Raw genomic sequence first — 11,891 nt, 5'->3', positions numbered from 1 at the left:
GCTAGTCTCCTTGGTCAGGATCGATCTCGCCGCGCCGCGCACGTTCGGCGGCAAGGCGATGTTTCTTCGTATTGGTCGGAGCCGGCTTCTTCTTCGGCTTGGTGTTCTTGGTCGTTTTCTCGCTGATCTTGGCATGCGGAACCTGCGGCGGCTCCAGGCCCAGATTGCGGCGCATCTCGCGCGCCTCGGCCTTGCCGCGACGCATCGATTCCGCGATCAGCTCGTCGGTCAGCACGAGGCGTGCCTCGCCGATATCCTCCATGGTCAGGAGAACGTCGGCTTCGTCGCCTGCCTTGACGTCGTCGCGATGCAGATGGACGCGATCGCCTTCGACGGCACCGATCGTGCCGCGGAACCGCTTCCGCCCCTCATGGGCGACCGCCATCTCGACCTTTACCAGATGTCCGGCATAGCGCTCGAAATCGGAGCGGCGCACCAGCGGACGGTCGATCCCCGGCGAGGAGATCTCCAATCGGTAGGCGCGATCGATGGGGTCGGCGACATCGAGCACGGGCGACAGCGCCCGCGAGATCGCTTCGCAATCCTCGATCTGCATCGTGCCGTCCGGTCGCTCGGCCATGACCTGCACGGTGCAGCCGGCCTCGCCGGAAATACGGATCCGCACCAGGCGATAGCCCATGCCCTGAAGCACGGGCGCTGCGACCGCGGACACCCGTGCCGCGACGCCCGGCTCGACCACGAGCCGCGGCTCGGCCAGCAATTCGGCATCCGTGGAACCAGAGGTCGGTTCGGTCATGGCAGGGGTCAAGGCGCTCGTTGGGTTTAACGCTTGGGTTAAGGCTTGGTTAATCTCAAAGCCCGCTTCGGAACTCTCCCGACACGCGTCGGGCCGCATCTTCCGCCAAGCCGCGTTCAGGTAATAAAAAAGAGCGGGTCCTTTCGGGCCCACTCTCACTACGCGGATCGTATGAGAAGATGAATTGGCGGTGATATAGCCCTTTCCACCCTCCCGGACAAGGCCCATTGCAGGGCCGAGGCGGCTTTTTGCGCCCTTCGGACCGCCCGCCGCGCAACGCTTCCTTCATCAAGCAGGCCTAGATTCCCTAATTGTGGGGCGGCTTGAGCTACGGCGCGCCCACGGCGTGCCAGATCCCGAGTTGCGTTTTCATGTCCGTTGCCACGTCGCTCATTCCTGGACTGGACGATATCGTCAAACGCGGCGATCCGAGACGTCGTGGCGAGATCGCGCGCGCCATCTCCCAGCTGTTCTTCCAGGACGCCGAGAACCTCCGCCCCGAGCTCATCGCTCTCTTCGACAATCTCCTGATCGATCTCGTCCCGCATGCCGAGCTCGACTCGCGCGTCGATCTCGCCGAGCGCTTCTCGCGCCTGAACAACGCGCCGCCGCATCTGGTGAACCAGCTCGCGCGCGAAAACGAGATCATGGTGGCAGGCCCCGTGCTGCGCCGCTCGCCCGTGCTCGACGAGGCCGCCTTGGTCGAGATCGCGCGGCTGAAGGGGCAGGGCCATCTGCTGGCGATGACGGAGCGCCCCGCTCTGCCTGTCGTCGTCACCGACGTGCTGGTCGAGCGTGGTGATCGCGACGTGGTGCGCCGCGCTGCTGCAAATGCAGGTGCGGTGTTCTCGCCGGGCAGCTATTCCGAGCTGATCAAGCGCGCCGCGCAGGACGGCGTGCTGACACTCAAGATCGGCCAGCGCAACGATCTCTCGGGCGAGCACCTGAAGGAGCTTCTCAACGGTACGCTCGACGTCATCCGCCGCCGCCTCTCCAGCGTGGTCAATCCCGCGCGCCAGGTCGAGATCAAGCGCGCCATGGCCGCCATCGAGGAGGCTTCGCTGCCGCCGGGGCCGCGCCGCGATTTCTCGGGGGCACAGCGCACGGTGCTGGGATTGCATCGTGATGGTCATCTCGGCGAGAGCGCACTGCTCGGTTTTGCCAAGGCCCACAAATACGAGGAATCGATCGCGACGCTCTCGGCGATGGCCGGCGTCCGTCTCTCAATTCTCGATCGCCTGATTTCGGGCGATCGCTACGATCCGCTTCTGATCCTCGGCCGTGTTCTGAATCTTGGCTGGCCCACGGTGCGCGCCCTCATCCTGCTTTGGTACGGCCCGCACCGCACGCCCGCCGATGCCGACATCGAGGCCGCGCGTGTCAACTACACGCGCCTGATGCCGGCGACCGCCGAGCGCATCGTGAATTTCTGGCGCAATCGGCAGACGATCTAAAGCCGCCTGAATCGCAGGTAAGCCGCCTTGCGTCCCTCACGCGCGGCCTTCCGGCCGTAGCGCGTCATGGTGTAGCCGTCCCAGGGCTGCCTGAAATCGTCGGCGCGCTCCGCGAGCCATTTGAAGTCCGAAGACCGCGCCAGATGCGACAGTGTCCAGGCGCAGTAATCGTCGATGTCGCAGACGAAGCGGAATTCGCCGCCAGGCTTGAGCACGCGCGCCATTGCGGCAATGGTCCTGTCCTGCACGAAGCGCCGCTTCCAATGCCGCCGCTTCGGCCAGGGATCGGGATGGATCAGGTCGATCCGCGACAGCGAGGCCTTCGGCAGCCAGGCCAGCAGCTCGGCGGCATCGCCGGCGAACAGGCGGATGTTGCCGATATTGGCGGCCTCGATCTGCGCGAGGATCTTGGCCATGCCGTTGACATAGGGCTCGCAGCCGATGAAGCCGGTCGTGGAGAAAGTTTGCGCCTCGGCCGCGAGATGCTCGCCGCCACCGAAGCCGATCTCGAGCCGCACGTCCTCGGCCGCGGGGTCGAAGATCCCGCGGGCATCCGCCGGTGCTTCGCCCTCGATGTCGAGGGCAAGATGCGGCAGCAGCTGCTCGATCAATCCGGCCTGGTGCTGCCTGAGCTTGTGGCCCTTGCGGCGCCCGAAGAAGGCGCGCTCGGTGTCATCGCGCTCGGGATCTGACTTGCGCTCGCTCATCGCAGCGTCTGATACAGGCGATGGAGCAGCCGCGCACGCGGCGCGAGCGACGAGACGTAGAGCTGCTCATAATGGGTGTGTGCGCCCTTGCCGTCGACGCCGAGCCCATCGAGCGTCGCGGTATGCGCGGCGGTGAAATTGCCGTCCGAGCCGCCGCCGGTGTGGGTGTCGATCAGTTCGAAGCCAAGATCGGCCGCAACCGCCTTCGCATGCTCGTAGAGCGAGGCGCCTGCATTGCTCTTCTCGTAAGGCGGCCGATTGAGCCCGCCAGTGACCTTGACGGTGACGCCGTCGGTCTTCGATGTGAGCGCGAGGATCTTGCCGACGAACTCGTCCGCATCCTTCAGGCTCACGACGCGCAGATCGACTTCGGCATAAGCCTCCTCCGGCGTGACGTTGGGACGCGTGCCGCCCCGCGCCACGCCGACATTGACGGTGACCCCGCGCGTCAGATCGTTCATGCCTTCCAATGCCAGAATCACATTGGCGAGCTCGCGAACGGCGCTGCGGCCGTCTTCCGGCCGGGATCCGGCATGCGCAGGCACGCCCTTGATGAAGACCTTGAAGCGTCCAACGCCCTTGCGGGCCGTGACGATCCTGCCGCCGTCGCGCGCCGGCTCCGTCACCAGCACGTATTTGGCCTTGCGCCCTTCCTGCTCGATCAGCGCGCGCGAGGTCGGGCTGCCGATCTCCTCGTCGGAGGTGAACAGGTGGGTGATGCCGAGCGGCGAACGATCGCCGCTCGAACAGAGCGCGCGAAAGGCGTGATGGGCGATATAGGCCCCGCCCTTCATGTCATAGATGCCTGGGCCGAACGCGCTGTCGCCCTCGACCTTGAACGGCAGGCGCTCGATGAAGCCGAGGGGATGAACGGTGTCGAGGTGGCTCAGCACCAGTATGCCCGGCCGGTCCTGGCCCCAGCTCGAACGCGCCACGAGATGATCGCCGCAGCCATCGACGCCGGCGATGCGCTCGAGCGTGACGGGCAGATCGCAATATTGCTCCGCGACCACGGAGATCAGCTTGTTGACCTGTTCGGGCGCTTCCGTCGGCGTCTCGATCTCCACCCAGCGGCGGATGCCATCGAGAATGGTTTGGGTATCGAACCAATTGGAGCTGGCCATCAACGCATCTATGCCTTCGAATCGCATCATTGGAGAGGACGCGTACCGAGGCGCGCCGCAAATGACGACATAGGCCAGATTTGACGCAGTCTCAAATCCCCATTGAGGATGGCGTCAGCGCTTGTCGGGGCCTTCGCGGGCGGCGATCTGCTCGACGAGATCGACGATGGAGCGGCGCATCTTGGAATCGGCTATTCGGGTGAACGCCTTGGTCAAGGCGAGCCCCTCCGATGTCGCGAGGAAATCCGAGACGTAAGAGGGCGAGGCGCCTTCGCTGAAGCCGTCCGGACCCGGCACGCCGCTCGGGCCGCCTTCGAACAAGAACGACACAGGCACCTGGAGAATTTCGGCAATCTGCTGGATGCGGCTCGCGCCGACCCGGTTGGTGCCCTTCTCGTATTTCTGGATCTGCTGGAAAGTCAGGCCCAAAGCTTCACCGAGCTTTTCCTGGCTCATGCCCAACATGATGCGGCGCATACGCACGCGACTGCCGACATATTTGTCAACAGGGTTGGGCGCTTTCGACATTTCCCCAGTCCTCCAAACATCACCTTCGGCGCAATCATCAAGCGTGCCTCGGTGCAGCACCGTCAAATCAAACCCTCTTATTGGGAAACATTGCGGAGAAATTTAGCAATGCCCACTGTCTTTTGCAGCCGGTGCAGAATGGGGAGCCCGCGTGCAGTCTGTCAACCGTGGGACTACGGTTGTCAAAGGATTCCAGGCGACGTCCGCGGTGAGACGATCAGGAGTGCCGTTTGGTGACGCGACGGCGAACCGCCACAATCATAGCGAGCGCGACGAGCATGATTGCTGGTACATCACCCACCCGCGCATAGACAGTCGGCGGGATCGCAGCCGGCAGGCTTGCATCCAAAATGCCTTCGATTCCAAGGCCGAGACTGGCGATGATGCGACCCATCGGATCGATCACCGCGGAGATGCCGGTATTGGCGGAGCGCACCAGCGGCAAGCCGAGCTCGATCGCACGCATCCGCGATTGCTCGAGATGCTGATAGGGACCGGTCGAGATGCCGAACCAGCCGTCATTGGTGAGGTTCACGATCCAGCCTGGACGTTCGTTGCGGCCTGCTACCTCGCCGGGAAAGATGGCTTCGTAACAGATCAGCGGCAGCGCCGGCGGTGCGCCCGCGACCGGTAGCGCATGCCGTACGGTGCCGGCAATGAAGCCGCCGCGCATACGCGTCAATTGCTCGAAGCCGAGCTTCTCCATCAGCCCCTGGTAGGGAAGAAATTCTCCGAATGGCACCAAATGCAACTTGTCGTACACAGCGAGGACGCTGCCGTCGTGATCGATGACGTAGATCGAGTTATAGGCGCGCGTGATCGGCGTGCCCCGCGGCAGGTCGGGCGCGCGGACCGAGCCCGTGATCAGCACCGTGCCGTTCGGCAGGAGGTCGGCGATTTGCGCCATCGCGTCGGCTTCGCGCGTGAGGAAGAACGGAAAGGCGGATTCCGGCCAGATCAGGATGGTGGCATCGCGCACGCCGGTCGATTGCGGACCCGAGGCCCGATCGGACAGCGCCAGGTATTTCTTCATCACCTCCGCCTTGGCGGCGTAGTTGAATTTCACGTCCTGTTGGAGGTTCGGCTGCATCAGACGCAGCTTGGCGCCTGATACCATCGTGGTCGGATGCAGCGACAGGCGGATGGCGCCGAAGACGCCCATGGCGATCAAGAGCACCATCGCGGCGGCCGGCGCGCGCCATTGCAGGCGGCGATCGGGCGATCGATCGATCAGTGTCGCGGGGCTCGCGAAGATCGCGACCGTCAGGAACGTCATGCCCCACAGGCCGATCAGCGATGCCGTCTGCGCCAGCGGCAGCGGCTCGGACAGCGCATAGCCGAACGCGTTCCAGGGAAAGCCGGTCAGCGCGTGGCCGCGCAGCCACTCACTGATGGTGAGGCTTGCTGCGAGCGCCAGCACGCGCGTGGCGTTCTTGGTCCAGAGCAGCCGCGCGAGCGCAAAGCCGATCGCGGTGAAGATCGAAAGGTAGGCTGGTAGCCCAAGCACGGCGAACGGCGTCAGCCAAGCGAATACGTCGGCATCGACGAAGAAGGCGTAGCCAATCCAATACAGGCCGGGCACGAAGTAGCCGAGCCCGAACCAGTAGCCGGTCAGCGCCGCGGCAGGAACGCCGCCATAGCGTCCGCCGCCAGCGCCGTCGATCAGCCAGACCAGCACCGGGAAGGTGAGGAACAGCACCGGGAAGAGGTTGAACGGCGCCAGCGCCAGCACCGACAGCGCTCCGGCCGCCATGGCGATGACGGCGCGCTTCCAGCCCCAGGTGAGGATGATGGCAAGCGCAATCTGTCGAAGTCGCTGGAGTGCGCTCACTGCGGACCGGCCCCGTCGCTCGGCGGCGGGGTGGACGTGTCACTGGCCGGAGCTTGACCGCTCTCCGGCGCGGCTTCGCGGCGCCGGCTCTCGCGCTGGGTGCGCGGCGCGGGACGCTCCTTCCGCGTCGAGATGCGCAGCCGCTTGACGCGGCGCGGATCGGCATCGAGTACCTCGACCTCATAGGCGCCCGGGCCCGAGATCACCTCGCCGCGCACCGGCAGGCGGCCGACGAAGCTGACGAGATAGCCGCCCAGCGTCTCCACCTCCTCGCCGGCCTCGCCGGTGACGAAATCCTCGCCGATCACCGAGCGGACGTCGTCGAGGCTGGCGCGGGCGTCGGCGATGAAGGCGTTGTCGGGCAGGCGCACGATCGAGGGGGGCTCGTCGCTGTCGTGCTCGTCGTCGATCTCGCCGACGATCTGCTCGACGATATCCTCGAGCGAGACCAGCCCGTCGCTGCCGCCATATTCGTCGACCACCAGCGCAAGGTGGATGCGCGTGGCCTGCATCTGCGCGAGCAGGTCGATCGCCCGCATCGACGGCGGCACGTAGAGCAGCTTGCGGATGATGCGTGCGTCCTCGAGCGGCAGGGCAAGGTCCACGGCCTTCAGATCGAGGCCGGCGGGCAACGGTTTCTTGCGCTTGGCCTTGGTCGCTTCCGTCACGCGCGCCCGCACGGTCATGAAGGCGAGCAGGTCGCGGATGTGGACGATGCCGACGGGATCGTCGAGCGTCTCGTTGTAGACGACGAGTCGCGAATGCCCGGCGCTCTCGAAGCGGTCCATCAATTCGCCGAGCGGAATGTCGCGCTTCACCGCCACGATGTCGGCGCGATGCACCATGACGTCGGCGATGCGGCGCTCATGCAGGCCGAGGATGTTGCGCAGCATGGTGCGCTCGACCGCGGAAAAGCCGGTGTCATCAGGCGTCGACGCGTCGAGCACGACCTGGAGATCGTCGCGCACCGATCCCGCCTTCCAGCCGAACAGCGTCCGGATGGCGCGCAGTAGCCAGCCTTCCGCGGTCGGGCGCATCACCTCGCCTTGCGTCACGACGGCGGGCAGATTGCGCGTCTCGCGAGAGTTGTCCTGGACTGGATCGGAATCAGGCATCTCAGTTCGTCCCCGGGCGGTCTGCATAGGGATCGGGGATGCCGAGATGCGCCAGGATCTGCGTCTCCAGCGCTTCCATCTCCTCCGCCTCGGCGTCGTTCTCGTGGTCGTAGCCGATCAGATGCAGGAAGCCGTGCACGGCGAGGTGGCTCAGATGATGCTCGAATGGCTTGTGTTCTTCGTCCGCCTCGCGCCGCATCGTCTCGTAGGCGATGGCGATGTCGCCGAGCATGCGCGGCGCATCGCCAACCTTCCACTCTCCCTCCGGCTGCAGCGCGGGGAACGACAGCACGTTGGTCGGCTTGTCGATGCCGCGCCAGTTGCCGTTGAGGGTGCGGATGCCGGCGTCATCGGTCAGCATCACGGCCACTTCGGCGTCGGCAACATCTTCATCGACGCTCTCGGCGGCGGCCGCAACGGCGCGCTGGATCACGGCTTCGGAATCGGGCTCGCTCCGCCAGCAATCGGCGACGACGAGGACCTCGGTAATGGGCAGGTTGGGGTGGGACATTGTTTTGTCTGGGACGAAAGGCGCTGTTCGCGCCCTTGGGGTCCGATGTTGCCTCGTCAGGATTGACCGGAGGCCGGCCGCTGCGGCGACGCTTCGTAAGCGGCGACGATCCGCGCCACGAGCTCGTGGCGGATCACGTCCTCGGCCTTGAAATGAACTTGCGCGATGCCTTCGACGCCGCTCAGCAACCGGGTTGCTTCCGCTAGACCCGAGGTCTGGCCGTTCGGCAGGTCGATTTGGGAGGGATCGCCCGTCACGATCATGCGGCTGTTCTCGCCCAAACGGGTCAGGAACATCTTCATCTGCATCGAGGTCGTGTTCTGCGCCTCGTCCAGGATGATGGCGGCATTGGTCAGCGTACGGCCGCGCATGAAGGCCAGCGGCGCGATCTCGATCTCGCCGGTCTGGAGCGCGCGCTCGACGATGCGCGCGTCCATGAGGTCGTAGAGCGCATCGTAGATTGGACGCAGGTAAGGATCGACCTTCTCGCGGAGATCGCCGGGCAAAAAGCCGAGCCGCTCGCCGGCTTCCACCGCCGGACGCGACAGGATGATCTTGTCGACCTCCTTGCGCTCGAACAGCTGCGCGGCATGTGCGACCGCGAGCCAGGTCTTGCCGGTGCCGGCGGGGCCGATGCCGAACACAAGCTCGTGGCGCTTCAACGCGCGGATGTAGGAATCCTGCGCGGCGGTGCGCGCGCGCACCGGGCGCTTGCGCAGGTTGATGCTGTCGAAGGTGGACTTGGCCGATTTGGCGTCGAACTCGAACAGCGAGCCCTGGGCGATGACGGCGCGGATCGCGCCCTCGACCTCGCCCTGGTCGAGGTCCTGTCCCTTCACGGCCTGCGCGTACAGCATCTCCAGCACGCGGCGCGCGGCGTCGCAGCCGTCGCGCGTGCCGCCGATGGTGATGTGGTTGCCCTTGGAGTCCACGACCACGCCGAGCCGCCGCTCGATCTGCGCCAGATGCTGGCCATACGGGCCGACCAGCGCGGATGCGGCACGGTTGTCGTCGAAGTCGATGACGACCTGGGTCTCGGGCGGAACTTGCATGTCGCGGTCAAATTTGCGGCTGGGAGCGAACGAAGGCGAATCCGATGCGCTTTTTGGCAAGGGTTCAGGCTCCACTGGCTTGCGATAAAGCGGGCTCGCGCGCAGTGCGCGGCGTCACGAGCTCGCCGAGAAAGCTGTAGCGTTCGAGGCTGTCGATCCTGACCGGCAGGATTTGTCCGATGATGTCGGGCGAGGCCATCACATGCGCGGGCTGGAGGTAAGCGGTGCGGCCGACGATCTGGCCGTCCTTGCGGGCCGGACGCTCGAACAGCACATCGACCGTTGAGCCAATCGCAGCCTTGTTGAAGGCCAATTGCTGGCTGTCGATCAGTTCCTGGAGCCGCTCCAATCGCTGGTCCATCTCGGCGGGGGACACCGTCTCCTGCATATCCGCGGCCGGCGTACCCGGCCGGGCGGAATATTTGAACGAATAAGCCGCAGCGTAGCCGATTTGCGTGACAAGCGCGAGGGTCGCGCGAAAATCTTGCTCGCTCTCGCCGGGGAAGCCGACGATGAAATCTGATGAAAAAGCAATATCTTGGCGTGAGGTACGGAAACGGTCGATGACACGCCGATAATCATCGGCGGTATGTTTCCGGTTCATGGCGGCCAAAATCCGGTCCGCCCCCGACTGCACCGGCAGATGCACGAACGGCATCAGGGCATCGAGATCGCGATGGGCCGCAATCAGGCTGTCATCGACGTCGCGGGGATGGCTGGTCGAATAGCGCAGCCGGGCGATGCCCGGAATCCTCGCCAGATGTTCGAGCAGCTTGCCGAGCGGCCAGCTTTTCCCGTCCGGCCCCTCGCCGTGATAGGCGTTGACGTTCTGCCCGATCAGCGTGAGCTCGCGCACGCCGTTGTCGGCGAGCCGCTTCACGTCGTCGACGATCTTCGCCACCGGGCGCGAAACTTCGGCGCCGCGCGTGTAGGGCACGACGCAGAAGGTGCAGAACTTGTCGCAGCCTTCCTGCACCGTGACGAACGCGGAAATGCCGCGCGCGCGGATCGCGTCGGGCTTGGGCTGCGCCAGGAAGCCGAACTTGTCCTGGGCGGGAAATTCGGTCTCGATGGCGCGGCCTTCGTCGCCGGCGCGCTTCAAGAGCTCAGGCAGGTGATGATAGCTCTGCGGTCCGACCACGACGTCGACGACGGGCGCGCGGCGCACGATCTCCTCGCCCTCGGCCTGCGCCACGCAGCCGGCAACCGCGATCTGCATCGCGCGGCCGGCGCGGGCGGCCTCGTCCTTGGCGACACGCAGACGGCCCAGCTCGGAATAGACCTTTTCCGAGGCCTTCTCGCGGATATGGCAGGTGTTGAGGATGACGAGGTCGGCGTCTTCGGCGCTGGCCGTCTCCACGAATCCTTCCGGGGCCAGCGTGTCCACCATGCGCTGGGCATCGTAGACGTTCATCTGGCAGCCATATGATTTGATGTGCAGCTTGCGCGGCGGCGTCATGGAACCCGAAATGGAGGTGGAGGACGGCCCTCAGATATAGGCTGGAGGGACGAAAATCCAGCGAATGGAGCCTCCTGGCCGTCGTTCTGGGGCGCGACGCTGTCGCGAACCCGGAATCCAGAGATTTTAGCGCAAGATTCCGGGTTCACGCGCGTCGCACGCGCCCCGGAATGACGGTGCGAGGCACCAAATCAGCCCGCCAAGGCCTTGGCTCCCGCCTTCCGGACCAGATCCGGCAATTGTCGCATATCGTCGAATGTCAGGTTGGCGCCTGCGGCGCGCAGCCTCTCGGCGTGACCCGGCGGGCAGTGGCCGCCGCCATGAAAGCCCAAGACTGTCATCCCGGCGGCACGCGCGCCTGTCACCCCGGGGACGCTGTCCTCGATCACCAGGCACCGCTCCGGCGCGACCTTCATCTGCCCGGCGGCGAACAGGAACAGGTCGGGCGCCGGCTTGCCGCGCGCGACCTGGCTTGCGGAAAAGATGTTCGGGGCGAGCAGGTCGTAGAGGCCGGCGCAAGTGAGGCCGTGATGAATCTTGTCCGGCGTGCCGCTGGACGCAACGCATTTGGGCAGATCGATCGCGGCGATCGCTGCCGCGACGTGGGTGATCGGCTGCAAATCGCTGGCGTAGGATTGCAGCGTCGCCGCATTGACCTGCTGCTCCAGATCGTCCGGGAGGCTGCGCCCGATTTCCTGCTCGACGATCCTCCGCGCGTCTTTCTCAGACACGCCGAGGAAGCGGACCAGCACCTGCTCCGACGTGATCGGGTAGCCGTGTCTGGTCAGCACGTCCGCATGCGCGCGACAGGAGATCACCTCGCTGTCCACGAGCACGCCGTCGCAATCGAAGATGATGAGGTCGATGGGCACTAAATCAAGACGTCGGCTTGTCGTCGTCGAGCGGGACGCAATAGAGCTCGAGCCGGTGATCCACCAGCTTGTAGCCGAGCTTGCGGGCGATCTCCGCCTGCAGCTTCTCGATCTCCTCGGAGGTGAACTCGATCACCTTGCCATCGCGCAGGTTGATGAGGTGGTCGTGGTGGCTGTCGCGCATCGTCTCATAGCGCGCGCGGCCCTCGCGGAAATCATGGCGCTCGATGATGCCGGCATCCTCGAACAGCTTCACGGTGCGATACACGGTCGAGATCGAGATCTTGTCGTCGACGGCGACGCAGCGGCGGTACAGCTCCTCGACGTCGGGATGGTCGACCGCCTCCGCGAGCACGCGCGCGATGACGCGGCGCTGCTCGGTCATGCGCATGCCGGTGGCGGCACAACGCGCCTCGATGCCGGAGGCCTTGGATGCGGCGGAAGCTTTAAGTCCAGTCATGTGTTGTCTGCCTGACGAGGG

General features: G+C 65.2%; 12 protein-coding genes. 1 reads left to right on the top strand and 11 read right to left on the bottom strand.

Annotation, left to right across the window (positions count from 1 at the left end; all coding sequences use genetic code 11):
• Position 1 precedes the first annotated feature (1 nt).
• Positions 2 to 757, bottom strand: coding sequence for a ribosome maturation factor RimP (rimP, locus tag BCCGELA001_RS00205; protein ID WP_008540158.1), 756 nt, complete (start codon positions 755 to 757; stop codon positions 2 to 4).
• A 371-nt stretch (positions 758 to 1,128) separates the two neighbouring features.
• On the opposite strand from rimP, the gene BCCGELA001_RS00200 reads away from it, so the two are divergent.
• A complete protein-coding gene (locus tag BCCGELA001_RS00200) occupies positions 1,129 to 2,211 on the top strand; it encodes a DUF2336 domain-containing protein (RefSeq protein ID WP_060734342.1) in 1,083 nt (360 codons plus the stop codon).
• Here BCCGELA001_RS00200 and trmB read toward each other — a convergent pair.
• The 10 genes from trmB to BCCGELA001_RS00150 form a co-directional block, all read right to left on the bottom strand.
• Positions 2,208 to 2,918, bottom strand: a complete 711-nt coding sequence (gene trmB, locus BCCGELA001_RS00195) for a tRNA (guanosine(46)-N7)-methyltransferase TrmB (protein WP_060734341.1) — start codon at positions 2,916 to 2,918, stop codon at positions 2,208 to 2,210. The two genes, BCCGELA001_RS00200 and trmB, sit on opposite strands and share 4 nt — an antisense overlap.
• A complete protein-coding gene (locus BCCGELA001_RS00190; RefSeq protein ID WP_008540160.1) occupies positions 2,915 to 4,072 on the bottom strand; it encodes a M20 family metallopeptidase in 1,158 nt (385 codons plus the stop codon). The genes trmB and BCCGELA001_RS00190 overlap by 4 nt, the downstream gene beginning before the upstream one ends.
• 84 nt (positions 4,073 to 4,156) lie before the next feature.
• A complete protein-coding gene (locus BCCGELA001_RS00185; RefSeq protein ID WP_008540161.1) occupies positions 4,157 to 4,570 on the bottom strand; it encodes a helix-turn-helix domain-containing protein in 414 nt (137 codons plus the stop codon).
• Positions 4,571 to 4,787: 217 nt separating this feature from the next.
• Positions 4,788 to 6,401, bottom strand: a complete 1,614-nt coding sequence (gene lnt, locus BCCGELA001_RS00180) for an apolipoprotein N-acyltransferase (RefSeq protein WP_060734340.1) — start codon at positions 6,399 to 6,401, stop codon at positions 4,788 to 4,790.
• Complete coding sequence (locus BCCGELA001_RS00175) at positions 6,398 to 7,516, bottom strand: hemolysin family protein (RefSeq protein WP_008540176.1); 1,119 nt, start codon at positions 7,514 to 7,516, stop codon at positions 6,398 to 6,400. The genes lnt and BCCGELA001_RS00175 overlap by 4 nt, the downstream gene beginning before the upstream one ends.
• A 1-nt stretch (position 7,517) precedes the next feature.
• A complete protein-coding gene (gene ybeY, locus BCCGELA001_RS00170; protein ID WP_008540178.1) occupies positions 7,518 to 8,027 on the bottom strand; it encodes an rRNA maturation RNase YbeY in 510 nt (169 codons plus the stop codon).
• A gap of 56 nt (positions 8,028 to 8,083) precedes the next feature.
• Entirely contained in the window at positions 8,084 to 9,079 is a 996-nt protein-coding gene (locus BCCGELA001_RS00165; protein WP_060734339.1) for a PhoH family protein, read from the bottom strand.
• 64 nt (positions 9,080 to 9,143) lie between these two features.
• Positions 9,144 to 10,538, bottom strand: a complete 1,395-nt coding sequence (gene miaB, locus BCCGELA001_RS00160; RefSeq protein ID WP_060734338.1) for a tRNA (N6-isopentenyl adenosine(37)-C2)-methylthiotransferase MiaB — start codon at positions 10,536 to 10,538, stop codon at positions 9,144 to 9,146.
• A gap of 191 nt (positions 10,539 to 10,729) precedes the next feature.
• The gene (locus BCCGELA001_RS00155; RefSeq protein WP_008540191.1) at positions 10,730 to 11,410 is read right to left on the bottom strand and encodes an HAD family hydrolase; all 681 of its coding nucleotides are present in this window, start codon (positions 11,408 to 11,410) and stop codon (positions 10,730 to 10,732) included.
• A gap of 4 nt (positions 11,411 to 11,414) precedes the next feature.
• Entirely contained in the window at positions 11,415 to 11,870 is a 456-nt protein-coding gene (locus tag BCCGELA001_RS00150; RefSeq protein WP_008540193.1) for a Fur family transcriptional regulator, read from the bottom strand.
• Positions 11,871 to 11,891: the final 21 nt, after the last annotated feature.

The sequence above is a fragment of the Bradyrhizobium sp. CCGE-LA001 genome, assembly GCF_000296215.2.
Lineage (GTDB): Bacteria > Pseudomonadota > Alphaproteobacteria > Rhizobiales > Xanthobacteraceae > Bradyrhizobium.
Note: the sequence above shows the minus strand (reverse complement) of the source record. Positions and strands in the feature narration are given on the sequence as shown.

Bases quoted from the DNA above. Each gene is read 5' to 3' on its own strand.
- rimP (WP_008540158.1), bottom strand. From the start codon at position 757: ATGACCGAACCGACCTCTGGTTCCACGGATGCCGAATTGCTGGCCGAG.
- BCCGELA001_RS00150 (WP_008540193.1), bottom strand. From the start codon at position 11,870: ATGACTGGACTTAAAGCTTCCGCCGCATCCAAGGCCTCCGGCATCGAG.
- BCCGELA001_RS00185 (WP_008540161.1), bottom strand. From the start codon at position 4,570: ATGTCGAAAGCGCCCAACCCTGTTGACAAATATGTCGGCAGTCGCGTG.
- miaB (WP_060734338.1), bottom strand. From the start codon at position 10,538: ATGACGCCGCCGCGCAAGCTGCACATCAAATCATATGGCTGCCAGATG.
- BCCGELA001_RS00200 (WP_060734342.1), top strand. From the start codon at position 1,129: ATGTCCGTTGCCACGTCGCTCATTCCTGGACTGGACGATATCGTCAAA.
- BCCGELA001_RS00190 (WP_008540160.1), bottom strand. From the start codon at position 4,072: ATGATGCGATTCGAAGGCATAGATGCGTTGATGGCCAGCTCCAATTGG.
- BCCGELA001_RS00175 (WP_008540176.1), bottom strand. From the start codon at position 7,516: ATGCCTGATTCCGATCCAGTCCAGGACAACTCTCGCGAGACGCGCAAT.
- trmB (WP_060734341.1), bottom strand. From the start codon at position 2,918: ATGAGCGAGCGCAAGTCAGATCCCGAGCGCGATGACACCGAGCGCGCC.
- BCCGELA001_RS00165 (WP_060734339.1), bottom strand. From the start codon at position 9,079: ATGCAAGTTCCGCCCGAGACCCAGGTCGTCATCGACTTCGACGACAAC.
- ybeY (WP_008540178.1), bottom strand. From the start codon at position 8,027: ATGTCCCACCCCAACCTGCCCATTACCGAGGTCCTCGTCGTCGCCGAT.